The organism is Spongiibacter sp. (assembly GCF_984394615.1).
The window spans coordinates 1-26,100 of sequence record NZ_CFHTQA010000047.1 but is presented as its reverse complement, the minus strand read 5'-3'; the positions used below and the strand labels follow the sequence as shown (position 1 = coordinate 26,100).

Sequence of the window (26,100 nt, the reverse complement as noted above, 5' to 3'; positions counted from 1 at the left end):
ATTATGTCCTCCTGCTTTTATTAAATATTCTCATGAGGTTGAGAATATGCAAGAGGAAAAAATAAAAATAATCCTTTTAAATCAATAGTTTGTACTGACAGTGCATTCTATTAATTTGAGCCTATCTTCAAACTAGATACTGCGTAAATTCATACTAAACCCCAATTTAGGAGTTTGAGCCAACTGGAACCTGAGGCTTGATTGCAGCTTTAATTTGCTGGTAAATATTAATCTGTGTATCTTCCTTAACCTCTAGGGTTACCGCTAAACCATATGGAATTGACTCGTCTAGCCGGTTGGTTGCATCTTTCTTACAGATCACCCGCAGAACTAACGAGTCTCCCTCCTGGAATGCAGAAATTTGATCGTTACCCTCCAACACCTCGTGTTGGACTGTACCCCTCAATACTTGGTTATGGTCAGAATCTTGTCTTTTTACCTTTAAAGGCGTCTTTCCCCAATTGGCCCCACCCGATTCAATATTAAGTTTAGCTTCTCTTAAGTTCCTATGGTCGGGATTTATTGGAGATAACCATGCGAGAGTAATGATAAGATGTCTCCACAACTTTTCGCCAGAAAGGTCGGCTGGTAATGGAAATTTATACTCGTGAATTTCGTCTTCTCGAATTTCTCCACAACCAATAACCGTAGCCCTTTGGGACGTGCATTCAAGTACTCTAGTTATATCAGGAGTGCCGTATCCAGTATATCTAGATATAACTTCCTTTATCCGCCGAGAGTTGGAATTGTTTTTAAGTGATTCAACCAAAGATTTCTTTGCATTTTCCGGATGTCTTGCCCCATGAACTAATAACGCTTTAATGACGACACAAATAAGGTCATCTGGGATTTCCTCATTCTCATCTTCCCTGAGCCTAACCAGCATGTCGTATATATTGATACCGGCACGGGTAGCCAAAGCTGCGGCATTACTTGAACCCTTTGTGAATGCAGTACTCGATAATTCACCTTGTTTTGAACCATCAGACGCAACTCGTTGTCCAGGCCCTAAAGCTGTAACTTTATTGATATGATATATAGTATCCCTATCTAGCATAGGCGGACTATAGAGCTGTCTTCCTCCGGGCAAGAAAATTTCCGGTTTTAATGATTTTCGGAACCCATATCCTAATCTCGATATCGGACTGAAAATTTCATTGCTCGGAAGTATATCTTCTCTACCATTTGCCGGATACTCCCCAAAATCATCAGCATGCAATGCTCCGATAGTTAAAGAATTTAGCGATTCAGCTGGGGAAATAAGTCTTCTGGAGGATAAGTTTTGAGATGCGGCTTTCAAGAAAGAAGATATTCTCTCATCATCTGCTTGTGCCCGAAAATCATTGTGATTAACGCCTAAATCAATAGGCTCTATACAATTGCCAGCACTCACACAGAATAAAATGCGATATTTCCAAGATAACCAATCAAGAAGTCTCGCCCATGGGCTTGGTGTGTGAATAAAAGGTCTTTCAGGATCTCCCATAGACAAATTAATCAACCGAATTCCGGTGGGCTGTGAATTTTCAGATCCCTCCACTAAGTATTTTATAGCTATATGAAGTCTGTCTTCAAAAAAGGTATCTTCCGGTATATGCTCGCTTCTATTTTGTGTTTTAGGGTCTGGTTGCATTATTGGGATGCAATATAACTTTCTAGCCAGCGGTTCAGAATCTTCAGAGCTCATGTCGCCATAGAGTATTAACGACGCCATGCTGGTGCCATGTTTTCGATCACCAGGCTGATAATGGCGCTCTAATTCAAAAATATCATCAATTAGCACTCTGTCTTTTAGGGCTTCGTGCTGTAAAAGTGGAAAGCCGTCAATAAGAGCGGCTACTGGCGCTTCTTCAGAAGGAATGTCTGGAAAGTCGAACGGTACCCCTTCATCATCTTCAGCGGGAGCAAGACTTTGTCCTGTTGGACGAAAATACATAATCCCTGGAAATGTTATTAGCTGTATCTCATCACTTCTCTTTTCATTATTATCAATACTTTCGAGTATACTTTTAATGCTGCTTGCTGGCAGCTCAGCTTTTACCGCATGAAACGATATTTCAGGATAATTTACAAACGAACTTAATGTTCGACCTCCGAGTTCACCCAAAAGCTGGGTAATAGCACTCTCAATTCGTGACCTAACTTGCGAGTTCCTTCTATAGAATAGCTCTATTTGAAAAGAAATTTTCTCGTCCGGATCTATTGGGTTTAAATAATCTTCCCACCTATCGATCATTCCTGTTTCAATAAGTGTCTCTTCTATTCCCCATCTACGAATCGTCAGTAATTGATTAAATACATCTCGCCATTTTGTCTTGCCTGTGGGTAGTTTCTGGTTCTTTTCCCATTTTTCCCAGAGGCTTAGAAGTTCTTCAAGGGAAGTTTGACTTGTCATCGAGAGAAACATTCTACCAGTTACCGGCTTATCGACTCTCTCTCCTTTACTGTTTAATTGGTAAAAGTCATCTGTTGGTTCTATATCGTCGATGTCCCACTCACCGAGCCATTCCATACCGGCTGATTCTATTGCTTGCTTAAAGTCATCAACGCTTCCCGCAATTTCTATTACCAGCACAGTTTCAGGTTCAAGGCCAGCAACGGCTCCAGATACATTAGCCGCATACTCTTGAAAGTCTCTCTTAAGAGAGTCAATTTGACCGCTAAGTCTTCCTACTTGGTTAGCATGGCTTGGAAAACTAGGTTGACTTACTGGGAAACCTTTTCCCTTTTCAGGAGGAATTACTGAAGCGTTGGGAAATACTATAAGGGGTAGATGATCAGCCATGCTAAATCCTTTTATCTTTATCCGTTAGTTTTGAATTCAAAAGAGCCATTCTCACTTTTCGGCATTAATCTACCTCGCCACTGCTCAATTTTAATTTTGACTATTGATCTTGCGTTGTCGGTTCTTCTATCAAGGACGGCTCGTCTTATAACACTTAAACAGAATTCCTCTACCTCAGCGAAATTAGATCCAAGTAGGTATTTGGCTAATGTTTCATGCGCATAACCAAAGTTAACGCCAGATCGGTTAGCTATCGATTCGATAAATTCCGACAATTGTGCTCTACTCGGTTTAGGAAGCTCTATTCTTAGTTGAAATCTTCGCCAAACCGCTCTATCCAAAAGTTCTGGGTGGTTACTAGCAGCAGCGAGTACAACATAGTCTGGCAACTCATCAAGTTGCAATAATAATGAGCTCACGACCCGCTTTATTTCTCCTGTCTCGTGGGTGTCACCTCTTTCTTTTCCTAGCGTCTCAAACTCATCGAAAAAGAGTACACATCGTTGGCTTTTTACATACTCTAATAGGTTTTTTATCCGTGTAGATGTTTCCCCTAAATAGCTTCCAATGAGTGACTCGTAACGAATCACTATTAGCGGACACATCAACTCGAACGCTAAGGCTTCGACTAGTGTTGTCTTTCCATTACCGGGAGGGCCGGCTAACAATATACGGTTTCTAGGACTAAGATTATAAGCATGGAGAAGTTCAGCCCTTTTCTGCTCTTCTACCAGCTCGCTAATAAGTGGCCTAATTTTTTCAGACAGCATTAAGCTGTCGAGGCCTCGTTCTGGTGTTAATTCGTAAAACAAGTCCTTTACAGAGCTTGAAGATACAGATCGCTTGATAGAGTTATTCCTAGCACTCATATTAGCGCCTTGCTGAAGCGACTTCAGTAATCGCTCGGCAAGGATTCGATGACCTTTATCTTTCTCTTCTTGAACTAGTTTTTCGGCTACTTTCCGAAAACTCTGCTGATCGCCAGAGCTGGCTGTTTTCAGAAGCTCAACCAATGTATCAGCTTGTGCCATTAGGGAAGATCCATATGTTTATTAAAATATAAATAAGTCATTGTATAGTAGCTAACGGGACTACTCTATCCGAACCTAGCATCTACTCTTTCGGTTTTTGATTTAATGCGTCTAACATTTTTTGACTCTTTGTCAAAAACCTTATTCTTTACGTCCCATACGTCAACTGCGTGTTGAATTCGCAGCCAAAATTCTGGGGTATTACCTAGCGCTGTAGCCAGTTTGATAGCTACTGGCGCAGTAAGCCTACCTTTATCGTGAATTATCCGGCTTAGTGTATTTCTGTGGACACCCATAGCTTCAGCTAATTCACTGATTTCTATATTCATAGGGTTTAAGAATTCAGACACTAACGTTTGACCAACAGTAATCGGACGACATTTCGACTTTTTCATGACTGATATATCCAACCACTAATAATTTTAACTTCTAGTTTAGTAGCCCAGCCCTTGCCATTTCAGAAAGGGATGCCTAAAAAGTATGCTCTGGTGAAACCGTTAGGAAACAACGCTCTACCCCATTCCTGCTGATATCAAATCACCACAATATGCACAATATCTTTGTGCGTCAAGTGGTTCATGATAATCTCTGATTTCGCCACTAATAATTAGTGATAGCATCTAAGCTGTGCAAATGAGGCTAAAGAGCAAACAGCAGTATTTGCCTTGCGGATATGAAGTGAGGATCATTAAGGATATTAATATCCCAGTTTCCCACTTATCCCAGTTCTAAAGTGGGTGGTCAGGAGCTAGTTTTGATGGAATTTCCCAATATTTACACTTTTTTTCGCAAATTTCGGCACTCCGAGAGTGCTCCGAAAAATTTACAAGTTATTGTTTTTAAAAGATATTAAATATTCTGTATCGGTAAATAAACGGCTATTTCTCGACAAAATACTGACGGCTGCGATTGGCAAAGGCCACCAGCGACAGCATCACCGGCACTTCCACCAAGACCCCGACGACCGTCGCCAGTGCAGCACCGGAGTGCAGACCGAACAGGGAAATGGCGACTGCCACGGCCAGTTCAAAGAAGTTGGACGTGCTGATCATACTGGCGGGCGCCGCCACATTGTGGGGCAAGCGCAGACGCCAGGCAGCAAAGTAGGCGAGGGCAAAAATGCCGTAGCTTTGTATCAGTAAAGGTACGGCAATCATCAAAATAATCAGCGGCTGGGCAAACAGGCTCTGTGCCTGAAAACCGAACAACAACACAACGGTTGCCAGCAAGCCGATGATTGACCAGGGCTTCAGGCGCGCAACAAAACCATTGAGGCGCTGATGGTCGTCTGCACTATCCAGATGACGACGCGTGAGAATCCCGGCAACCAACGGCAACACCACATACAGACCCACTGATAACAGCAGGGTTTGCCAGGGCACTTGAATATCACTGATACCCAGTAAAAACGCGGTAATCGGCGCAAAGGCAAACACCATAATCAGGTCGTTCACCGACACCTGTACCAGCGTGTAATTTGGGTCACCCTTGGTCAGCTGACTCCATACAAACACCATCGCGGTGCAGGGAGCTACGCCCAGCAGAATCATCCCGGCGATATATTCCCCGGCAGATTGCGGGTCAACCCAGTCGGCAAACACATACCGGAAAAACAACCAACCCAACAACGCCATGGTAAACGGCTTAATCAACCAGTTAATGGTCAGGGTTAACGCCAGCCCTTTGGGTTTTTTACCGACATCGCGCAGCGATGAGAAATCCACCTGAATCATCATGGGATAAATCATCAACCAGATCAGTGCCGCCACCACCAGATTGACGTGTGCATATTCCAGCGCAGCTATCTGCGCAAATGCTTCCGGCTGCCAGTTTCCCAACAGCACACCCACCACAATACACAGTCCGACCCACAGCGACAGATAGCGCTCGAAGATGCCCATAATCGTTCCTTAAATATCTGCTTGATTTACACGCGCCATTAATTGCTCTGCACTTTCCACACGTTCGGAATAGCGGTCCAGCAAGTACGGGTTATTGTCGCGAGTCAGCAGCGTAAACTTCATTAGCTCCTCCATCACATCCACGATTCGGTTGTAATAGGGTGAGGGCTTCATTCGATCGTTATCATCAAATTCCAGAAATGCCTTGGGTACCGACGACTGGTTGGGAATCGTCAACATGCGCATCCAACGGCCCAGTACCCGCAGCTGATTGACCACATTAAACGACTGAGAGCCGCCGCAAACCTGCATCACCGCCAGCGTTTTACCCTGTGTCGGCCGCACAGCGCCCAGTGACAGGGGAATCCAGTCAATCTGCGCTTTCATAATACCGGTCATCGCCCCGTGTCGTTCCGGGGAACACCACACCTGCGCCTCTGACCACATCACCCCCTCCCGCAACTCCTGCACCTTGGGGTGCTCGGCATCCTCGCTGTCTGGCAGTGGCAGGCCCGTCGGATCATAGATCCGCGTCTCCGCCCCCATCGCGGCTAGCAGACGGGCACATTCTTCTACGACCAGACGGCTGAATGAGCGGCTTCTCAATGAGCCATACAACAACAGGACCCGGGGCTTGTGACGGCTAGGCACTTTGGCAAATCCATCCTGACCCGGCATAGGAAATTGATCGGTCTGAATGTTGGGAAGTGCCGTCATGATGATTTGGCCCCCAGAGCCTGTAAGGCCGCGGACCAGCGCTCGGATGGCAGCGAGGCGACATCCATCAAAACCTCCAGCCGTTGCCGTATCAGCGCGATGCAATCGCCAAAGGCCTGCAAACGATCTTCTTCCGTGCCGTCGAGCGCCGACGGATCTTTCAGTCCCCAATGAAGCTTGGGCGTAGCGCCCATCCAGAGCGGACATACCTCACCGGCAGCAGCGTCGCAGACGGTGATCACCACATCGGGATTGAAGTCGCTAACATCCTGCCAGGAATCGCTTTGTAAACCTTCCGTCGAAATACCTTCCGATGTCAGTGCCTTAAGCGACTCTGGGTGGACTTCTCCGGCGGGATCGCTGCCTGCACTGCGAGCTTCAATAAGTCCCTGACCAAAGTGATTGCTGACAGCCTCAGACAGAATGCTTCGGCAGCGGTTATGGGTACAGATATAAAGAATTTTCAAAACGCGTTCTCTGCTAACAGAAAATAGCCGGATGCGGGCCATAGCATGACAAGGGGAAAGCTACATATACGATATTACATATATATGAAAAATCAAATACCATGGGAAAATGAGATTGCACAGTCATGCACCAGAAATGACGTAAGGCGCTACAATTAGCGTATCGATGTAGACGCATTCAGGATGAAATATGCCAAAGAATTCTCGCAGCGCCGCTTACAGTGCCCTATGCATTTGCCTTGGGACGACGGTTTTCACCGCACCCGACAGCCGCGCCCAGCTACTCAACGACCAACTGCCCGTCGTATTAACCCCAGCCCGCCTGAAGCAGAACCGCAGCGAAGTTCCCGCCAGCGTCAGTGTTATTGATAGAGAGATGATTGCCGCCTCCGGGATACGCCGCATTCCCGAGCTGTTTCGGCTGATTCCCGGAACGGCTGTCGGCGCCCGTGACGGCTGGAACCATGTTGTCAGCTACCACGGTACCAACTACCGCGACTCGCGCCGTATGCAGGTGCTGATTGACGGTCGCAGCATCTATCAGGCGGGCCTCGCGACGGTGAACTGGAACGATATCCCGCTGGCTATCGAGGATATTGAGCGCATTGAAATCGTGCGTGGCCCATCCACCGCCAGTTATGGCGCCAACGCCTTCCTCGGGGTCATCAACATCATCAGTCGCCATCCAGAAGACAGTGACCGCTGGGCCGTAATGGCTCGACGTGGCAGCGGTAAGACTGAAGATTACCTGCTTAGTCATGCCGGCGACCTTGCCGACGGACAATTTCGTATCACCGCCCACAGCCGTCGTGACGACGGTTTTGATAAAAATGCCGACGGTGAGGATCGCCGCGACAGCGACAACAGTGATATGGCCAATCTCCGCTATGAAAAGAATTTTGGCAATGGCACCGCGCTGAGTTTCGGCAGTGGTTTCAAACAGGGCTGGAATACCGATGACTTCGACGACGTCGATGTCACCTCGCCAGACACGCAGCACAAGAACCACTACCTCTCCGCCAAACTCAGCTGGGATCTTAATCGCAACCACAGCCAGCACCTGCGGCTCGACTATTCAGGTCAAAAGCAGATAAAAGAATGGCAGGCGATGATTCCGCCCGCGTTTATCGGTCGACCAGACCATCCCTCTCCGCTCGTCTTGGTGTCGCCCAATGAAAACAGCAGACAATCGCGGCAAGACGTGGAGTTTCAGGACACCATGATCTGGAACAAGGCATTGCGAACGGTGGCGGGCGTCCACTATAAACACAATCGCGTCAGCTCCGACACCTACTACAATGGCAGCCGACGCAGTGACAGTGTTCAATTGTTCGGCAACCTGGAATACACCGTTAACGACGCGATCAGCAGCAACATCGGAGCCTCCTGGGAGCGCGACAGCAACGAAGGCCGCAAGCATTTTTCTCCGCGCGTCGCAGTTCACTACCACTTTACCCCCAATCACAGTATCCGCGCGGTGTACTCCGAAGCCGTCAGAACCCCCGACCTGCTGGAGACGTCGGCAGACTGGAGCTACCGGATCACGGATATCCAGCCATACGTTCCCGGCATAGATAGTGGTGAGTATGTGATCAAGGCCACAGGTAACCCTGATTTACGTGCTGAGCGCATTGCATCCAGCGAGCTGGGCTACTACGGTAATTTCCAGCAATGGGGACTGCAGTGGGACGTCAAAGTCTTTAACGACCGATTGAAGCGACTGGTTTCCGATTCCACATCACTGGAAAAATTTACCCCGGAAAACAACAACACGCTGCGCCAGCGAGGGATTGAAACAGAGATCGACTATCGTCCCAGCAGTGCATGGCTGATTCACGCCAGCTATGCCTACATCAATTCCGACAGCAGCAACTCAAATGAAGAGAGCTTTACGCCACAAAACTCGGGCAGCCTGTTGGTCAGTTACCAATGGCCGACACAAACGCGGCTATCGATAGCGCGGTACTACAGTGAAAACACGCGGCAATCCAAGGGACGAAACAATACCTTCTCCCGCTCGGATGTGCGCCTTGCCCAAAAGGTGGATGTTGGCCGCAGCGAACTCGAACTGGCCTACGTGCTGCGCTACCGACACGACCAGAACAGCGAGTTGCTGTCCGATAACTTTTACGATGACAGCACACGTCATCTAGTGAGTGTAAGCCTGCGCTTTTAACGCCATCACGGGATTCGATGGCATCGTCGACAAGGATGAGCCATGTTGAAAGGAGTGCAACACTGTCTGAGGATCGTCGTCTTCCTGTTTGCGACCAGCCTCAGCGTTGCCGGCGACCTGACTCAGGCCGCCGTCGACCTGATATTGCCTGCCGACACGCCCAACCTGCAATCACTCGCTAATGGCATTCAACAAAAAGCCAACTTCCCCATTAACACCTACATCGCTCAGCTTCCACCCGCCGAGCAGGCGGGCGATATTCTTCTCATCATCTCCGACGAGCTACTACACTTACTCGACAACAATCCGCCATATCGGGCCCGCTTTGCGATGTATATCAACAGCGCCCGATTTGCCGCGTATCGAACGGGCACCAACAGCGCCGTTTATGCCGATCAGCCCTTGTCCCGACAGCTGAAACTCATCAACACGCTGATTGGTAACCGCCACGCCGATATCGCCATGGCATGGAAACATCCCGAGTACCGCATGCAGTATGACGCGCTGACCGCGCTTTATCCGGAGTACCGATTTGAAAGCCAGGAGGCCGCCAACAGTCCTGAACGCCAGATCAACCGGCTTATTCAACAGAGTGATGTTCTGCTCGCCACGCCGGAAACGGAACTGTACAACGCCAATAGTATTCGCAGCATTCTCCTCGCCGCCTACCGGCATAACACGCTGGTCATCGGCCCAAACAAAGCGTTTGTGACGGCGGGAGCACTGGCATCAGTAAACTCTGAACCTGAGCACTATATCGACGATATCGTCGATAGCATTCAACACTACATCGATACCGGAGAGATTCCCCAACCGCGCTACCCGAGCAAATTCAATGTGAGTATCAATCACCACGTCGCCGAGTCACTGGGCATCCCGATTCACAGTGAAACCGACTTGCTGCAGCAAATACGGCAGAACTGATATGCGCTGGCCCCCGCGACAAAGCCTGTTTCAACACATACTGCTGGTCAGCCTGCTGCCCATGCTGCTGCTGTTTATCGCCCTGTTCAGCTATACGCTCGCTGCAAGGCTCGACGACGCCAGACAAAGTCAGCTCGATATTGGCCACCGCATGACCGACAACCTGGCTGCCATGCTTGAGCTGCCGCTGATCAGCGGCAGTCGGGAACAGATCGAGGATATTATCGCCCCGGTACTTCGCGGCAATATCATCGCGATTCGGGTCTATACCAATGACAGTGAAAAACCCATAAGCATCAGTAAGCTCGAGTCGGAAGGCAGCGGCACCACGCTGGCTACCACCATCCGGCAAGCCCGTATTCCGCTGGAAGACAGCATCACCGGACAGCCACTGCCCGCCGGTCCGCAACGGGTACTGGGCCGACTGGAAATAGATCTATCTGACCGGGAGCTGGCCAACCTGCAACAACGCATTGCTCTCGTCTCAAGCGCCATCGCCATCGTCACCGCCATACTCAGTATCTCGCTGGCGCTGTATTTCAGCCGCAAACTGTCCAAACCGCTCAGTGATATCGAACAGGTTACCGGGCGCATTGCCCGCGGCGACCACAGCAGCCGCATTCAGAAGTTGGCAACGGGAGAACTGGGCGAGCTGCAGAGCCATATTAACCAGATGGCAAGCAGCATCGAAGCCCAGCAGCGCGCCCTCAGCGAATACGTCGACGAGCTGAAACAAGCCAAGCAGCACGCCGAAGAGGCCAGTCAGGCAAAAACCCTGTTCCTCGCCACCATGACCCACGAACTGCGCACCCCAATGAATGGCGCCCTGGGCATGCTGCAACTGCTGGCCAACAGCCCGCTGGATGACGAGCAACGCCGCTACGTTAATATCGCCAAAAGTTCTAGCCAACACCTCCTGTATATCGTTAACGATATTCTGGACTTCTCCCGAATCGAAAAAGGCGATATGCAGCTCGAAGAGCGCTACTTTGCCGCCGACGAGCTGCTGGGTGATTACCTTGAACCCATGCGTCTTGAAGCCAGCACCAAGGACATTCAACTACACAGCGAACTGGACCCCGAGCTGAGCAGCATGGAGCTGTACGGCGATGAAACGCGCCTCCGTCAAATAGTGATCAATCTCTGCGCCAATGCGGTGAAATTCACGCACCGTGGCGAGGTCAGCCTGAAGTTGAGCATCAACGGCAAAACCGACCGACAGCTAGCCCTGCAACTGCAAGTGACCGACACCGGCATCGGCATCAGCCAGGAGCAACTTCCCCACATTTTCGAAAGCTTCCATCAGGCAGATAGCTCAACCGCAAGGCGCTACGGCGGTTCGGGGCTGGGACTGGCCATTGTCAAACGCCTGTCAGAGCTCATGGACGCCGAGGTCCGGGTCATCAGCCAACCCGGCAAAGGCAGCCGATTCACCGTTCAATGGCGGTGTCCTTACCGCCAGTGCTCCCCCGCAAGCCAATCAACATACGCACACCCGCTGAAAGGCCTGCGGGTATTGGTGGTGGAGGATAATCCAGTCAACCAAATGTTGATCATCCGCAGTCTGGAGCAGTGGCAAGTGAATCACCTCGCGGCCAACAATGGGCGTGAAGCGGTGGAGTTGCTGGAAAAACAAGCCGTTGACCTGATTATCATGGACTTGCAAATGCCTGAAATGGATGGCTTTGAAGCCACTCAGGTGATCCGGCATAAGCTTCGACAGATCACACCGATTATCGCCCTTACCGCCAATACTGACAGCGACACGCAACAGCGCTGTATTGAGGCCGGGATGGATGCCTTCCTGAGCAAACCTGTGTCGCTGAGCCGCTTGCAGGAAAAAATCAAAGAACTGCTGTCCCGTTCCACCGCCTGAACCCAAAAAAACCCGCCGGGATAACATCGGGACAGCTGCCCCCGAGACTGTGAACAAGCCGTCAGTAACTTGGCATTTACCCACAAGGTGAAAAAACCGACGAACTTATCCACATTTCATCCCCACGCAGGGCACAGGGAGGCAACAGGAAAATTGTGGATAAATCACGCATTTATACATCAAATTTTTCAAATAAAAACAGAGCGTTAAATAACTTACCCACAAAAACAACTGTTCCTAATAGTTACATCAAAAATAAAAAAACATAAATCTATCAACACATATATTCATAAATTCTTTATTCCTTTTTTTCACAAGAAAGAGAATTGGCTAAAATTTCACCAATTCATTGCAGCCAAAGCAGAAGGCCGTATAATCTCGCTCCCCGAGAACTCTTCTTAAAAATCAGGTGCACCGTGGACTATCCGCAGCGTTACGATGTCATTGTTATAGGTGGCGGCCATGCCGGTACCGAAGCCGCGCTGGCTGCAGCGAGAATGGGCTGTGCCACCCTGTTGCTGACCCACAACATCGAAACACTGGGACAAATGTCCTGTAATCCGGCTATTGGCGGTATCGGAAAAAGTCACCTCGTAAAAGAAGTCGACGCCTTGGGTGGTGCCATGGGCCTGGCCACTGACCACGGCGGCATCCAGTTCCGCACCCTGAACGCACGCAAAGGCCCCGCTGTTCGTGCAACCCGTGCCCAAGCCGACCGCGTCTTGTACAAGGCCGCTATTCGGGAAATGCTGGAAAACCAGCCGAATCTGGCCATATTCCAACAGGCCGTCGATGACCTCATTGTTGAAGGTGACCGGGCCCGTGGCGTCGTCACCAACATTGGTCTGAAGTTTTACAGCGAAACGGTCGTTCTTACGGCGGGCACCTTCCTCGGCGGCAAAATTCACATTGGCCTAGATAACCACAGTGGCGGACGTGCCGGCGACCAGCCCTCTATCGCACTGGCCCACCGTTTGCGCGAGCTGCCCTTCAGAGTCGATCGCCTGAAAACCGGGACACCACCGCGGATTGATGCCAAAACCGTCAACTTTGAGGGCCTGGAGCAACAGTGGGGAGATGAACCTCGCCCAGTAATGTCCTATCTCGGCAGCCGCGACATGCACCCCGAACAAGTGTGCTGCTGGATTACCCATACCAATGAGCGTAGCCACGACATTATTCGCAGCGGCCTGGATCGCTCACCCATGTACACCGGCGTCATTGAAGGCATCGGCCCGCGCTACTGCCCGTCGATCGAAGACAAAGTTCACCGGTTTGCCGACAAGAACTCCCATCAGGTGTTTATCGAGCCTGAAGGTCTGAATACTCACGAGCTCTACCCCAACGGTATCTCCACCAGTCTGCCATTCGATGTGCAGCTGAATCTGGTGCGCTCCATCAAGGGCTTTGAGAACGCGCACATGACGCGTCCCGGTTACGCGATTGAGTACGATTTCTTCGAACCACGGGATCTGAAAAACTCCTTGGAAACCAAGTTCATCGGTGGCCTGTTCTTCGCCGGGCAAATCAACGGCACCACGGGTTACGAAGAAGCCGCCGCACAAGGCCTGTTGGCCGGTGCCAACGCGGCTCTGTTCGCCCAGGGTAAAGACGCCTGGTGTCCCCGTCGCGACGAAGCCTACATTGGCGTACTGGTCGACGATCTGATCACCATGGGTACCAAAGAACCCTACCGCATGTTTACCTCCCGCGCGGAATACCGCTTGCTGCTGCGGGAAGACAACGCCGATCAGCGTCTCACCGAGAAAGGTCGCGAATTGGGTCTGGTCGACGATGCCCGCTGGGCGGCCTTCTGCGAGAAGCGCGAAACCATTGAACGCCAGCGTCAGCGCATGGCCAGCACCTGGATTCAGCCCAACTCCCCCCAAGCTGAACAATTGGCCGCCAAATTCAACAAGCCGATCAGTCACGAGTACAATCTGCTCGATCTGCTCAAGCGCCCGGAGTTGGGCTACGCCGATCTGGCCTCGATGATTAACGATGGCGAAACGGTTGACGCCACCGTGGCCGAGCAATTGGAAATCGGTGTGAAATACGCGGGCTACATCGAGCGGCAGAAAGACGAGATCGAACGCCTGCGTCGGCATGAAGAAACGCCGTTGCCGCTGGATTTCGATTACAGTGCCATCGACGGCTTGAGTAACGAAATCAAGCAAAAGCTCAGCGATTCCCGGCCGCAAACGCTGGCACAGGCTTCGCGCATTCCCGGCGTCACGCCTGCGGCGGTGTCGCTGTTGCTGATCACACTGAAAAAGCGCGGCCTGCTGGAACGGAAATCAGCCTGAGGTGAGCAGCGATTTTTCCCCAGCCCTCACCGATGGCGCCCGTCAATTACACCTTGAGTTCAGTCCGGTGCAGCAGCAATTGCTGTTGGATTATCTGGCGCTGCTGCACAAATGGAACCGCGCCTACAATCTGACCGCCGTGCGCGACCCTGCGCAGATGTTGAACCGCCATCTGCTCGACAGTCTCAGTATTGCCAGCTTGGTGCAGGGGCAACGAGTGCTTGATGTTGGCACCGGACCTGGTTTGCCCGGCATTCCCCTGGCGATTCTGTTTCCCGAGCGACAGTTTGAGCTGCTCGACAGCAACGGAAAGAAAACCCGTTTTCTGATTGAAGCCCGTGCGCAGCTTGGCCTGCGAAATGTCGAGGTGCACTGTGATCGGGTGGAAGCCCTGTGCGATGAACGCGGCTTCGATGCCATCACCTCGCGAGCCTTCGCCTCGCTGGCCGATATGGCTCAGGGGTGTGAGCACCTGCTCGCGCCTGGCGGCAAAATGTTTGCCATGAAGGGACTCTACCCCGAGCAGGAGTTGAGTCAGTTGCCAAAACGCTTTATCGTCGAGACCTGTCATACGCTGTCTGTTCCCGGTGTCGACGAGGCCCGCCATCTGCTGGTGATCTCGCCCCGTACCGGCGAACCCGCTGCAAGCGAGCAATAGGATCCGGGCCGTGGCCACCATATTCGCAATCACCAACCAGAAAGGCGGGGTGGGTAAAACCACTACCAGCGTCAATCTTGCGGCCTCGCTGGCGGCGACGAAACGCCGCATTCTGCTGATTGATCTCGACCCCCAGGGCAATGCCACCATGGGTTGCGGTGTCGACAAAAATGCCGTGGACTACAGCGTTTACGATGTACTGGTTGGTCAGCGCGGTATTGCCGAAACGGCGGTCCCCACGCCCGAAAGCGGTTTCGATGTGCTTCCTGCCAATCAGGATCTCACTGCCGCCGAGGTGGAGCTGATCAATGAAATCGGCCGCGAGTTTCGCCTTCGCGAAGCACTGACGCCGATCGCCGATCAGTACGACTATGTGTTGATCGACTGTCCACCGTCGTTGAACATGCTCACCGTCAATGCGCTGGCAGCAGCTCAGGGCGTCATCATCCCCATGCAGTGCGAGTACTACGCGCTCGAGGGGCTGACAGCGCTGCTCAACACCGTGAACCGGGTGACCCAGCTGATCAATCCGACGCTGCGCATCGAAGGCATTCTTCGAACCATGTTTGACGGCCGCAACAGCTTGACCAATCAGGTCACCGATGAACTGCGCCAGCACTTTGGTGACAAACTCTACAGCACGGTGATTCCCCGCAATGTCCGGCTGGCCGAAGCGCCCAGCCACGGACTGCCGGTGCTCTACTACGACAAGCAATCCAAAGGCGCGCTAGCGTATCTCGCGCTGGCTGGTGAAATTTTGCGCCGGGCACAGCGCAGCAATAACGACAATCCGCAAGAACAACAGGTCGAACCGATCAATGGCTAAGAAACGAGGTTTGGGTAGAGGACTGGATGCCCTGTTGGGCGCTACAGCGGAACCGGTTGCAGTGGCTGACAGCAGCCCGGCATCGGAACCCGCGGCGACTGTGCAGAGCGAGTCTGTCGATGGTGAACTGAAAAACCTGCCCATCGAGTTTCTGCAGCGCGGTCGCTACCAGCCCCGCCGTGAAATGCCGCCGGAAGGCTTGGAAGAGTTGGCTAACTCAATTCGTTCCCAGGGTATTATGCAACCTATTGTGGTGCGCGGCGTCGGTCAGGATCGCTACGAAATTATCGCCGGTGAACGCCGCTGGCGTGCCAGCCAGCTGGCCGGTTTGGATACCGTTCCCGCGCTGATTCGCGATGTACCCGATGAAGCTGCGGCGGCCATGGCGCTGATCGAAAACCTGCAGCGCGAAGACCTCAATCCCATGGAAGAGGCTCAGGCGCTGCTGCGCCTGCAGAAAGAATTCGAACTGACCCACGCCGAAATCGCCGGTCTGGTCGGCAAGTCCCGGACTACCATCACCAATCTCTTGCGCCTGACCGGCTTGCGTGACGATGTGCAAACCCTGCTGGAAAATGGTGATATCGAAATGGGGCATGGCCGAGCATTACTCGGTTTGCCACTGGAACAACAAAGCAGCGCGGCGGCGATGGTTGTCAGCCGAGGCCTCTCGGTGCGTCAGACAGAAGCGCTGGTGCGCAAACTGGTGGACGAGGCCAAACAGGGCAGCAAGTCAGCCCCCGCCAAGCTCGATCCCGATATCAAACAACTTCAAGACAAGCTGTCGGAGACCATTGGCTCGCCAGTGCAGATTCAGCACGGGGCGAAAGGCAAAGGTAAGGTCACCATCAGCTACAGCAGCCTCGATGAGCTGGACGGGATTCTCGCCCATATCAAATAAACGGTTTCACCTAGGCTGATGGCCTATCTGGTGTACCGCGATGCGGAACGATACAGGATGTGGTGGTTGGCTGGCACCAGCCGCCAAATGGAAGTGCTAAATTCCTGATATTTATAGCGAATTGTGAAAAATTGTAGCATGTGCTTATTGCCGACTTTCGTCGCAATGCGACCCAAATCGGTTGATCCTTAGCCAGTGACCACCTATAATTCGCCCCGCTTTTCGGACAAGCAAAAGACGCGTTGCAGCAACAGGTGTAGAGGGCAATGACAGCGACACCACGGCGGCCGGTTTCGGTGCGCGACAAGGTTCGCCCTCCACTGGCCACAATATACGGTTTGCAATGTGCCTTACTGCTAATGGCGAGCGGCATAACATATTTCGTCAACGGGGTTGCCGCCTATTCCCTGTTGATCGGTGGGCTGATTTCCGTTTTACCCAATGCGTATTTTGCGCGCCAGGCGTTTCGCTACGCTGGTGCGGCTTACGCGCGCGAGGTAACTCGTGCTTTTTACCGGGGTGAAGCGGGCAAGTTTCTGGCAACAATCGGACTCTTTGCCGGTGTGTTCGCCACAGTCAGGCCCTTGCATGTGCCAGTCTTATTTCTGGCATATGTGCTGGTTATGCTACTGAACGCCGCCCTCCTGGCAGGGTTTGCACAGCGGCGTCGGAAAAGCCGGGTTTAAGGTCAACGCTTAACAGAGTCGAGAGTGACACATGGCAGGTGAATCGCAGTCTACAGTTGGGTATATCCAACACCACTTAACCAATCTCACGTACGGTAAGCTTCCTGCTGGCTACGAGCGCCTCGATGCTGAAGGCCACGTACATGAAGTTTTGCCCGAAGCTACCTGGACCCTGGCACACAGCAGCCAGGAAGCAGCGGATATGGGCTTTATGGCCATTCACGTTGACTCCATGCTTTGGTCTATCGGCCTGGGCTTTTTGTTCCTGCTGATTTTCGCCCGCATCGCTAAACGCGCGCAAAGCGGCGTACCCCGCGGCGCACAGAACGCGATTGAAATGATCATTGGTTTCATCGACCAGACTGTAAAAGACGGCTTCCATCACAAAAATGCCATGATCGCGCCGATGGCGCTGACCATTTTTATGTGGATTTTCCTGATGAACACCATGGACCTGGTGCCCGTCGACTGGATTCCTCAACTGGCCGCCCTGATCAGTGGCGACCCACACTTCTTCTTTAAAGTCGTACCCACTACCGACCCCAACGTTACCCTGGGTATGGGCTTTACAATCTTTGGCCTGATGGTGTACTTCACCATCGCGAAAAAAGGCTTTATGGGCTTTGTTAAAGAACTTACCTTGCACCCGTTTCACCACCCCAAGTGGTACGTGAATATTCTGCTGGTGCCGATCAACTTCGCGCTGGAAGCCATTTCCTGGGTGTCCAAGCCGATCTCACTGGGTCTGCGACTGTTCGGCAACATGTACGCGGGTGAGATGATTTTCATTCTGATCGCCACTATGTTCGGCGCCGGACTGATTTTGGGACTGTTTGCAGGTGTATTGCAGTGGGCGTGGGCGGTATTCCACATCCTCGTTATCACCCTGCAGGCCTTCGTCTTCATGGTACTGACCATCGTTTACATGGCGACGGCACACCAGATCGAAGAAGAAGACCAGTTCCACTGAGGTAATTTGTTTTAACCAACTTTTCTTAACTTAAATAGATGTAGGAGAACTACCATGGGTTTGGCTCTGATTGCTGTTTCACTGATGATCGGTTTTGGCGCACTGGGTACTGCCATCGGCTTCGCTCTGCTGGGCGGTAAGCTGCTGGAAGGCTCTGCTCGTCAGCCCGAACTGGCTCCCATGCTGCAAGGTAAAATGTTCCTGATCGCCGGTCTGCTTGACGCCGTTCCGATGATCGGTGTTGGTATCGCTATGTACGTTCTGTTCGTTGTTGTTCCCGGCCTGCCCGCTTAAATTGCACGCATTCGGAATACGACACGTTCAGCAACTTGATATAGCAGAGGTATCGGCGTGAATATTAATCTCACACTGATTGGACAATCGATCACCTTCCTGTTCTTCATTTGGTTCTGCCACGCTTTTGTGTGGGGCGCCATTCGCAAGGCCATGGAAGAGCGTGAAAAGCAGATTGCTGACGGTCTTGATGCCGCTGACCGCGCGGGACGCGATCTTGAGCTTGCTCAAGAAAAAGCTGCCAAGCAGCTTGGCGAAGCGAAAGCGGAAGCGGCTTCCATCATTGATGCTGCCAACAAGCGCGCCAATCAAATTATTGATGAAGCGAAAGAGTCGGCACGAGCTGAGGGCGACCGCCTGAAAGCCGCTGCCCAGGCTGAGGTAGAGCAGGAAGTGAACCGTGCGAAAGAAGCACTGCGTTCACAGGTTGCCGCTCTGGCTCTGGCTGGTGCTGAGAAAGTGCTGGAAGCATCTATCGATGAGTCTGTTCATAAAGACATGGTCGACAAGCTGGCCGCTGGCCTGTAAGCGAGGTTGACATGGCTGAATTGAGCACGATGGCTAGACCCTACGCCAAGGCGGCTTTCGAGCACGCCCTGGCTTCTTCGGCATTAGGTGAGTGGTCACAAATGCTGGCAACGGCTGCCGCTGTCGCCAGCCAGGAAGCGGTAGCCAAGCTGCTGTCTTCACCGGCCATCACCACCGAGCAGCAAGCGCAGAAATTTATCGACGTCTGCGGCGATGCACTCAATGCCGGCGGTGAAAATTTCATCAGGATTCTCGCAGAAAACAAACGCTTGGCACTGCTGCCAATCATTAGCGAGTTGTTCGAAGCCCAAAAAGCTGTCCAGGAACAGAGCGTCGACGTTGAGCTGACTACAGCCTTCGCCTTGGATTCAGAGTCCGAGCAACGTCTGGCCGATGTTCTGAGTAAGAAACTGAATCGTCAGGTAAAAGTCAGCAGCCACGAAGACCGCGCGTTAATCGGCGGTGTGGTGATTCGCGCTGGCGACCTGGTTATTGACGGCTCGGTGCGCGGTCGCTTGGCGAAACTCGCTGAAGCAGTGAACTCCTGAGCGTTATAGAGAATAGGATTGAGGAACAGAGCATGCAGCAACTGAATCCCTCCGAGATTAGCGATATTATCAAGCAGCGCATCGAAAAACTGGATGTGACCGCTGAAGCCCAAAACGAGGGCACTATCGTCTCGGTATCAGACGGTATCGTACGTATCCACGGCCTGACCGATGTAATGTACGGTGAAATGATCGAATTCGAGGGTGGCCAATTTGGTATGGCCCTTAACCTCGAGCGCGATTCTGTCGGTGCGGTTGTCCTGGGCGATTACTTCGGTATCGCTGAAGGCCAAACCTGTAAATGTACCGGCCGCATCTTGGAAGTACCCGTAGGCCCAGAACTGCAAGGCCGCGTTATCGACGCACTGGGTAACCCCATTGACGGCAAAGGCCCGATCGACGCCAAACTGACCGACGCAGTCGAGAAAGTTGCTCCCGGCGTTATCTGGCGTCAGTCGGTAGACCAGCCCGTACAGATCGGTCTGAAAGCCGTTGACTCCATGGTACCCATCGGCCGCGGCCAGCGTGAGCTGATCATCGGTGACCGTCAGATCGGTAAAACCGCCATCGCGGTTGACGCCATCATCAACCAGAAAGACTCCGGCATTAAGTGTGTGTACGTTGCCGTTGGCCAGAAGGCTTCTTCTATCGCTGCCGTTGTGCGCAAGCTGGAAGAGCACGGCGCCATGGACCACACCGTAATCGTTGCGGCAACAGCTTCTGACCCCGCGTCAATGCAGTTCATCGCACCGTTCACCGGCTGTACTATCGGCGAATACTACCGCGACCGCGGTGAAGACGCACTGATCATCTACGATGACCTAACCAAGCAAGCCTGGGCTTACCGCCAGATCTCGCTGCTGCTGCGTCGTCCGCCGGGCCGTGAAGCTTATCCCGGTGACGTTTTCTACCTCCACTCTCGTCTGCTTGAGCGCGCAGCCCGCGTCTCTGCTGACTACGTAGAGAAGTTCACCAACGGTGAAGTGAAAGGCCAAACCGGTTCATTGACCGCACTGCCGATCATTGAAACCCAGGCTGGTGACGTATCGGCTTTCGTACCGACCAACGTTATCTCCATCACCGATGGTCAGATCTTCCTCGAAACCGACATGTTCAACGCCGGTATCCGTCCGTCGATGAACGCCGGTATCTCGGTATCGCGGGTTGGTGGTGCGGCACAGACCAAAATCATCAAGAAACTGTCCGGCGGTATCCGTACTGCACTGGCACAGTACCGCGAACTGGCGGCCTTCTCCCAGTTTGCTTCTGACCTCGACGACGCTACCAAAGCCCAGCTGGACCAGGGTGAGCGCGTTACCGAGCTGATGAAGCAGAAGCAATACAGCCCACTGAGCATTGCCGACATGGCACTGTCGCTGTACTGCGCTAACGAAGGTCACCTGAAAGACGTAGAAGTCGCCAAGGTGCTGGACTTCGAAGCGGCGATCCAATCTTTCGCGCACGCTGAATACAGCGACGTGATGAACGAGATCAACGCATCCGGCAACTGGAATGACGAGCTGGAAGGCAAGTTCAAAGAACTGGTCGAAAAGTTCAAGTCAACTCAGACTTGGTAAGACGGATAAAGCGTCCCCTCGGGGGCGCTTTGCTGCTTGAGGATTTTTAAACATGGCAGGTGCAAAAGAAATACGCACCCAGATATCCAGCATCAAGAGCACGCAGAAAATCACCAGCGCCATGGAAATGGTTGCGGCGAGTAAAATGCGTAAAGCTCAAGATCGCATGGAAGTGGGTAAGCCCTACGCGCAGCGTATGCGCGCAGTGGTTGGGCATATCGCCAATGCCAATCCGGAATACCGCCACCAGTATATGGAAGAGCGGGAAGTCAAGCGCGTCGGTTTCGTTATCGTCTCCACAGACCGTGGTCTCTGTGGCGGTTTGAACACCAACCTGTTCAAAGCGGCCCTCAAGGCCATGCAAGGCTGGTCCGAGAAAAACGTCGACGTTGACCTTTGCCTCATTGGTGGCAAGGCAGCGGGCTTTTTCAAAAACTTCGGTGGCAACACCGTGGCTGCAGTGCGCGACATGGGCGAAGCGCCCAGCGTTTCCGATCTGATCGGCAGTGTGAAAACCATGCTGGACGCCTACAGCGAAGGCAAGATTGATCGTCTGTACCTGGTGGGTAACGAATTCGTTAACACCATGACGCAGAACCCTTTCGTTCGCCAACTGTTGCCGCTGGAAGCCGAACAGGACGACAGCCTGAAACATCACTGGGACTACATCTACGAGCCCACTCCGGAAGAACTGCTGGAAGGACTGCTGACCCGCTACGTCGAGTCACAGGTTTACCAGACAGTGGTTGAAAACGGAGCCTGTGAACAGGCGGCCCGGATGATCGCGATGAAAAACGCCACCGACAACGCGGGCGAAATCATCGACGGTCTGCAATTGGTCTACAACAAAGCCCGTCAGGCAGCCATTACGCAAGAGCTGTCCGAGATTGTTGGCGGGGCGGCGGCGGTATCGTCATAAGACGGTACCGGCAACGGATTTTGAATTTTTAAGGTTTTTAAGAGGAACCTAACATGAGTAGCGGACGTATCGTACAAGTCATCGGCGCCGTTATCGACGTGGAGTTTCCGCGCGATGCCGTGCCTCAGGTTTATGATGCACTGACAGTTACCGACAGCGGTCTGACCCTGGAAGTACAACAGCAATTGGGTGATGGCGTAGTACGCGCGATCGCACTGGGTTCTTCCGAAGGTCTGCGTCGTGGACTGGACGTTGACAACACCAAAGAAAAAATCAAAGTACCCGTGGGCACCGAAACTCTCGGTCGCATCATGGACGTACTCGGCAACCCCATCGACGAGTGCGGCCCCATCGGCGAAAAAGAGCGCATGGAAATTCACCGTCCTGCGCCCAAATACGAAGAGCTCGCGGCTTCTGCCGACCTGCTGGAAACCGGCATCAAGGTTATCGACCTGGTTTGCCCGTTCGCCAAGGGTGGTAAAGTTGGTCTGTTCGGTGGTGCCGGTGTTGGTAAAACCGTAAACATGATGGAACTGATCAACAACATCGCTACCGAGCACAGCGGTCTGTCAGTATTCGCCGGTGTTGGTGAGCGGACTCGTGAAGGTAACGACTTCTACCACGAAATGCAGGAAGCCGGTGTTGTAAACGTCGAAGAGTTCAGCAAATCGAAAGTAGCGATGGTATACGGCCAGATGAACGAGCCGCCGGGTAACCGTCTGCGCGTGGCACTGACCGGTCTGACCATGGCCGAGAAATTCCGTGACGAAGGTCGTGACGTACTGTTGTTCGTCGACAACATCTACCGTTACACACTGGCCGGTACCGAAGTATCTGCACTGCTGGGTCGTATGCCTTCAGCGGTAGGTTACCAGCCCACCCTGGCGGAAGAGATGGGTGTTCTTCAGGAACGCATCACCTCAACCAAGACTGGCTCTATCACTTCTATCCAGGCGGTATACGTACCGGCGGATGACTTGACTGACCCGTCACCAGCCACCACCTTTGCTCACTTGGATTCAACGGTCGTACTGAGCCGTGATATCGCTGCTAAAGGTATCTACCCTGCGGTAGACCCACTGGATTCAACTTCTCGTCAGCTCGATCCCCTGCTGGTTGGTGCTGAGCACTACGAAGTTGCCCGCGGTGTACAGACGGTACTTCAGCGCTACAAAGAGCTGAAAGACATCATCGCCATCCTGGGTATGGACGAACTGTCTGAAGAAGACAAAATGACTGTAGAGCGTGCGCGTAAAATCGAGCGCTTCCTGTCACAGCCTTTCCACGTTGCGGAAATCTTCACCGGCAGCCCCGGTAAGTACGTGTCTCTGAAAGACACCATTTCCAGCTTCAAAGGCATTCTGAACGGTGACTACGACCACCTGCCAGAGCAGGCTTTCTACATGGTCGGCACCATCGAAGAAGCCATCGAGAAAGCGTCTAAACTGTAAGTCCGCGCAAGCGGACTTCACGCCTAAGAGGCAGAAGATATGGCTATGACTATACATTGCGACATCGTAAGCGCCGAAGAAGAAATCTTCTCCGGCCGCGCCAAGCTGATCGTTGCCAATGGTATCCAGGGTGACCTGGGTGTGACCTACGGCCACGCGCCGCTGCTGACGTCACTCGAGCCGGGTCCGGTTCGTATCGTCATGGACAGCGGTGAAGAGCAGGTTTACTACGTGTCCGGTGGCTACCTCGAAGTTCAGCCCAATGTCGTCAGCATTCTTGCTGATACCGCATTGCGTGCCGATGACCTCGACGAGGCAGCCGCACTGGAAGCGCAGAAACAGGCTCAGCAGGATATGCTGAACCAGAGCGCGGATATCGATTATTCGCGGGCAGCAGCGCAGTTGGCGGCAGCCACGGCGCAGTTGCGTACTTTGCAGCAGATTCGCAAGGCGATGAGCAAGTAATTCCTTTTTGGAATTGCATGAAAAAGGCGGCTTCGGTCGCCTTTTTTTGTGTCTGAAATTTGGCGTTGCGCTGCTGTTCATAGCCGCACTCTGCTATCTTCCCTCCGTTATTTCCACTTTCCGAATGAGAATACCCACTTGTGTCGCTGATGTTTGAAGAGATTGATAGTCAGGAGTCGCCGATAGGGGAGATTTCGCTTCGCCGTCGCCGGATTCCGGCATTTGGGGAGCGGGATATTTATGAGGTGAAGCTCGGCGATGAGTTTTTGATGTCGAGTATGTTTTACGCGGCGGAGGAGGCCTTGTCGACGCTGGGGCTGGCGGCGGTGCAGGGTGAGGGCCTGCGTGTGGTGGTGGGCGGTTTGGGCCTCGGCTACACGGCGGTGAAGGCGCTGGAGGATGCGCGGATTGCCGAGTTGCTGGTGGTGGAGGCGCTGGATACGGTGATTGGCTGGCACCGGGATGAGTTGGTGCCGCTGGGCCGTGTGTTGAACGCGGATGCGCGCAATCGCTATGTATTGGGCAGTTTTTTCGATCTGGCAACCTCGCCGGAGACGGGCTTTGATCCGGACTGTGACGGTCAGCGCGTCGATGCGATTCTGCTGGATATCGACCATTCCCCCACCGAGTATTTGAATTCGGCGAATGCGAGTTTTTACACCACGGAGAATCTGTCGCTGATGGCGCAGCAGTTGCGGCCGGGCGGGGTGTTTGCGATGTGGTCGCAGAATTTGCCGGATGCCGAGTTTGAGGCGCTGTTGAAAACGGTATTTCCGTCGGTGGCCTCCCATGTGGTGGCGTTCTACAACCCTTTCCAGAATAACGAGGCGACGAACTCGGTGTACGTCTGCGTGACGGCTGAGCAGGGGTGCTGAGGCGATGGCAAAAGCACTGTGGTTGCTGGTGTTTTTTGTGGTGCTGCTCTGGTCGGCAATAAACCCCCACGACCGCATCACCTGGTGGTTGGAAGTCGCCCCGGCGCTGACCGGTTTGGGCTTGATAGTAACGACTTACAAACGCTTTCCGCTCACCCCACTGCTGTACGGCCTGATTCTGGCGCACTGTGTGGTGCTGATGGTTGGCGGTCATTACACCTATGCCGAGGTGCCCGGTTTTACCGGTTGGTTCGGCAGCGAGCGCAATAACTACGACAAGATCGGTCATTTCTTTCAGGGCTTTGTTCCCGCCATCCTGGCGCGTGAAATCCTCATTCGTAAACAGGTGGTGAACGGTAGCCGCTGGCTGGCGCTGTTTGTGGTGTCGGTGTGCCTCGCCTTCAGCGCCTTTTACGAGCTGATCGAGTGGTGGGTCGCGGAACTGAGCGGCGAAGGTGCCGAAGCGTTTCTCGGTACACAGGGCTATGTCTGGGATACGCAATCCGATATGGCATTGGCGTTAATTGGCAGTATTATTGCTTTGGTCATTCTGTCGACTATTCATGACCGACAGGTGAAAGCCCTGGCGTAAATCGCACCAGGGCATGTAGCGCCTTACCGCTCAAGGAGAGAGTAATGAACATAAGGATAGTGTGTAGCAGTTTATTTGTATTGCTGCTGTTGAGTGCCTGCGGCGGATCTTCTGGAAACGCAGGCATTGGGGGCAGCAACCCCGATGGCAGTGATGCCGATATTTACTCTGTTTCCTCTTACAGCAATACCGATACCAGCGATGCGGATCTTTCAGGTACTTGGATATACCTGGAGGAAAGCGATATTGAATATATCAGCGAAACCTCGCCACTGAGCTCACAGCGCTATGCAGGAAAGTTGCGTTCGATCATATCGGTCGTGGATAACGGTGATAAAACGGTAACGCTGATAACAATAACGGTACAACAAACAGTGCCTGTTGGGTCGGGCCTATTGTCATTTGATGTCGGTGGGGCCGATTTCGTGGGGCAAGTGATCAATAACCGTTTGATCGAAGGGGAGGTGATTAGCTACGACGATGAGGTAGTCGTTCATTCTGGCACGGCGGTAATGATGAAGATTGATGACCGCTTTGCTTTTGACAATGACGGGCGAGTAGGAAGTTTCGACCTAGGGAAGGTCTGCACAACCTCCAGAATTTGAGATAATCCTGCGAACACCCATT

Annotated in this window: 25 protein-coding genes; 19 read left to right on the top strand and 6 right to left on the bottom strand. The window is 52.6% G+C overall.

Going from position 1 to position 26,100, the window contains the following annotated elements:
• Nucleotides 1-166: 166 nt before the first annotated feature.
• The 6 genes from AC5DB9_RS14410 to AC5DB9_RS14385 all read right to left on the bottom strand — a co-directional run bounded on the left by AC5DB9_RS14410 (nucleotide 167) and on the right by AC5DB9_RS14385 (nucleotide 6,901).
• On the bottom strand, nucleotides 167-2,785 hold the full coding sequence (locus AC5DB9_RS14410) for a S8 family peptidase (protein ID WP_273009458.1): 2,619 nt from the start codon (nucleotides 2,783-2,785) through the stop codon (nucleotides 167-169).
• Between the two features lie 17 nt (nucleotides 2,786-2,802).
• Entirely contained in the window at nucleotides 2,803-3,816 is a 1,014-nt protein-coding gene (locus AC5DB9_RS14405; protein WP_273009460.1) for an AAA family ATPase, read from the bottom strand.
• A 65-nt stretch (nucleotides 3,817-3,881) separates the two neighbouring features.
• Nucleotides 3,882-4,211 carry a HigA family addiction module antitoxin gene (locus AC5DB9_RS14400; RefSeq protein WP_273009462.1) on the bottom strand — a complete coding sequence of 110 codons (330 nt, stop codon included), beginning with the start codon at nucleotides 4,209-4,211 and terminating at the stop codon, nucleotides 3,882-3,884.
• A 483-nt stretch (nucleotides 4,212-4,694) separates the two neighbouring features.
• The gene (gene arsB, locus AC5DB9_RS14395; RefSeq protein ID WP_022958910.1) at nucleotides 4,695-5,717 is read right to left on the bottom strand and encodes an ACR3 family arsenite efflux transporter; all 1,023 of its coding nucleotides are present in this window, start codon (nucleotides 5,715-5,717) and stop codon (nucleotides 4,695-4,697) included.
• A gap of 9 nt (nucleotides 5,718-5,726) precedes the next feature.
• Nucleotides 5,727-6,434, bottom strand: a complete 708-nt coding sequence (gene arsH / locus AC5DB9_RS14390) for an arsenical resistance protein ArsH (protein ID WP_273009465.1) — start codon at nucleotides 6,432-6,434, stop codon at nucleotides 5,727-5,729.
• Complete coding sequence (locus tag AC5DB9_RS14385) at nucleotides 6,431-6,901, bottom strand: arsenate reductase ArsC (protein ID WP_273009467.1); 471 nt, start codon at nucleotides 6,899-6,901, stop codon at nucleotides 6,431-6,433. Before AC5DB9_RS14385 ends, arsH begins: the two co-directional genes overlap by 4 nt.
• A gap of 190 nt (nucleotides 6,902-7,091) precedes the next feature.
• Here AC5DB9_RS14385 and AC5DB9_RS14380 point away from each other — a divergent pair, with 190 nt between their 5' ends.
• The 19 genes from AC5DB9_RS14380 (at nucleotide 7,092) to AC5DB9_RS14290 (ending at nucleotide 26,078) form a co-directional block, all read left to right on the top strand.
• The gene (locus tag AC5DB9_RS14380) at nucleotides 7,092-9,077 is read left to right on the top strand and encodes a TonB-dependent receptor plug domain-containing protein (protein WP_273009469.1); all 1,986 of its coding nucleotides are present in this window, start codon (nucleotides 7,092-7,094) and stop codon (nucleotides 9,075-9,077) included.
• A 42-nt stretch (nucleotides 9,078-9,119) separates the two neighbouring features.
• Entirely contained in the window at nucleotides 9,120-10,001 is an 882-nt protein-coding gene (locus AC5DB9_RS14375; RefSeq protein WP_273009471.1) for a type 1 periplasmic-binding domain-containing protein, read from the top strand.
• A 1-nt stretch (nucleotide 10,002) separates the two neighbouring features.
• The gene (locus AC5DB9_RS14370) at nucleotides 10,003-11,877 is read left to right on the top strand and encodes a response regulator (RefSeq protein ID WP_273009473.1); all 1,875 of its coding nucleotides are present in this window, start codon (nucleotides 10,003-10,005) and stop codon (nucleotides 11,875-11,877) included.
• A gap of 416 nt (nucleotides 11,878-12,293) precedes the next feature.
• On the top strand, nucleotides 12,294-14,183 hold the full coding sequence (gene mnmG, locus AC5DB9_RS14365) for a tRNA uridine-5-carboxymethylaminomethyl(34) synthesis enzyme MnmG (RefSeq protein WP_273009475.1): 1,890 nt from the start codon (nucleotides 12,294-12,296) through the stop codon (nucleotides 14,181-14,183).
• Nucleotide 14,184: 1 nt separating this feature from the next.
• Nucleotides 14,185-14,841: a 16S rRNA (guanine(527)-N(7))-methyltransferase RsmG gene (gene rsmG, locus AC5DB9_RS14360; RefSeq protein ID WP_273009477.1), complete on the top strand. Its 657-nt coding sequence runs from the start codon at nucleotides 14,185-14,187 to the stop codon at nucleotides 14,839-14,841.
• Nucleotides 14,842-14,851: 10 nt separating this feature from the next.
• Nucleotides 14,852-15,667 carry a ParA family protein gene (locus tag AC5DB9_RS14355; RefSeq protein ID WP_022958918.1) on the top strand — a complete coding sequence of 272 codons (816 nt, stop codon included), beginning with the start codon at nucleotides 14,852-14,854 and terminating at the stop codon, nucleotides 15,665-15,667.
• Nucleotides 15,660-16,568 (top strand): ParB/RepB/Spo0J family partition protein, encoded by a 909-nt coding sequence (locus tag AC5DB9_RS14350; protein ID WP_273035207.1) that lies wholly within the window; start codon nucleotides 15,660-15,662, stop codon nucleotides 16,566-16,568. Before AC5DB9_RS14355 ends, AC5DB9_RS14350 begins: the two co-directional genes overlap by 8 nt.
• Before the next feature lie 266 nt (nucleotides 16,569-16,834).
• The gene (locus AC5DB9_RS14345; protein WP_273009480.1) at nucleotides 16,835-17,254 is read left to right on the top strand and encodes an ATP synthase subunit I; all 420 of its coding nucleotides are present in this window, start codon (nucleotides 16,835-16,837) and stop codon (nucleotides 17,252-17,254) included.
• Between the two features lie 31 nt (nucleotides 17,255-17,285).
• The gene (gene atpB / locus AC5DB9_RS14340; protein ID WP_022958921.1) at nucleotides 17,286-18,224 is read left to right on the top strand and encodes a F0F1 ATP synthase subunit A; all 939 of its coding nucleotides are present in this window, start codon (nucleotides 17,286-17,288) and stop codon (nucleotides 18,222-18,224) included.
• A 54-nt stretch (nucleotides 18,225-18,278) separates the two neighbouring features.
• Nucleotides 18,279-18,518, top strand: a complete 240-nt coding sequence (atpE, locus tag AC5DB9_RS14335; RefSeq protein ID WP_022958922.1) for a F0F1 ATP synthase subunit C — start codon at nucleotides 18,279-18,281, stop codon at nucleotides 18,516-18,518.
• 57 nt (nucleotides 18,519-18,575) lie between these two features.
• Nucleotides 18,576-19,046: a F0F1 ATP synthase subunit B gene (locus tag AC5DB9_RS14330; protein ID WP_022958923.1), complete on the top strand. Its 471-nt coding sequence runs from the start codon at nucleotides 18,576-18,578 to the stop codon at nucleotides 19,044-19,046.
• Between the two features lie 11 nt (nucleotides 19,047-19,057).
• Nucleotides 19,058-19,594 carry a F0F1 ATP synthase subunit delta gene (locus AC5DB9_RS14325; protein ID WP_273009483.1) on the top strand — a complete coding sequence of 179 codons (537 nt, stop codon included), beginning with the start codon at nucleotides 19,058-19,060 and terminating at the stop codon, nucleotides 19,592-19,594.
• Between the two features lie 32 nt (nucleotides 19,595-19,626).
• Nucleotides 19,627-21,171 carry a F0F1 ATP synthase subunit alpha gene (gene atpA, locus AC5DB9_RS14320; RefSeq protein WP_273009485.1) on the top strand — a complete coding sequence of 515 codons (1,545 nt, stop codon included), beginning with the start codon at nucleotides 19,627-19,629 and terminating at the stop codon, nucleotides 21,169-21,171.
• Nucleotides 21,172-21,223: 52 nt separating this feature from the next.
• Nucleotides 21,224-22,090 (top strand): F0F1 ATP synthase subunit gamma, encoded by an 867-nt coding sequence (gene atpG / locus AC5DB9_RS14315; protein ID WP_272989000.1) that lies wholly within the window; start codon nucleotides 21,224-21,226, stop codon nucleotides 22,088-22,090.
• Between the two features lie 53 nt (nucleotides 22,091-22,143).
• Nucleotides 22,144-23,541: a F0F1 ATP synthase subunit beta gene (gene atpD, locus AC5DB9_RS14310; RefSeq protein ID WP_272989003.1), complete on the top strand. Its 1,398-nt coding sequence runs from the start codon at nucleotides 22,144-22,146 to the stop codon at nucleotides 23,539-23,541.
• Between the two features lie 39 nt (nucleotides 23,542-23,580).
• Nucleotides 23,581-24,006: a F0F1 ATP synthase subunit epsilon gene (locus tag AC5DB9_RS14305; protein ID WP_272989006.1), complete on the top strand. Its 426-nt coding sequence runs from the start codon at nucleotides 23,581-23,583 to the stop codon at nucleotides 24,004-24,006.
• Nucleotides 24,007-24,155: 149 nt separating this feature from the next.
• Complete coding sequence (locus tag AC5DB9_RS14300) at nucleotides 24,156-24,881, top strand: polyamine aminopropyltransferase (protein WP_272989011.1); 726 nt, start codon at nucleotides 24,156-24,158, stop codon at nucleotides 24,879-24,881.
• Nucleotides 24,882-24,885: 4 nt separating this feature from the next.
• On the top strand, nucleotides 24,886-25,473 hold the full coding sequence (locus AC5DB9_RS14295; protein WP_272989013.1) for a DUF2238 domain-containing protein: 588 nt from the start codon (nucleotides 24,886-24,888) through the stop codon (nucleotides 25,471-25,473).
• A gap of 44 nt (nucleotides 25,474-25,517) precedes the next feature.
• Complete coding sequence (locus AC5DB9_RS14290; protein ID WP_286855449.1) at nucleotides 25,518-26,078, top strand: hypothetical protein; 561 nt, start codon at nucleotides 25,518-25,520, stop codon at nucleotides 26,076-26,078.
• Nucleotides 26,079-26,100: the final 22 nt, after the last annotated feature.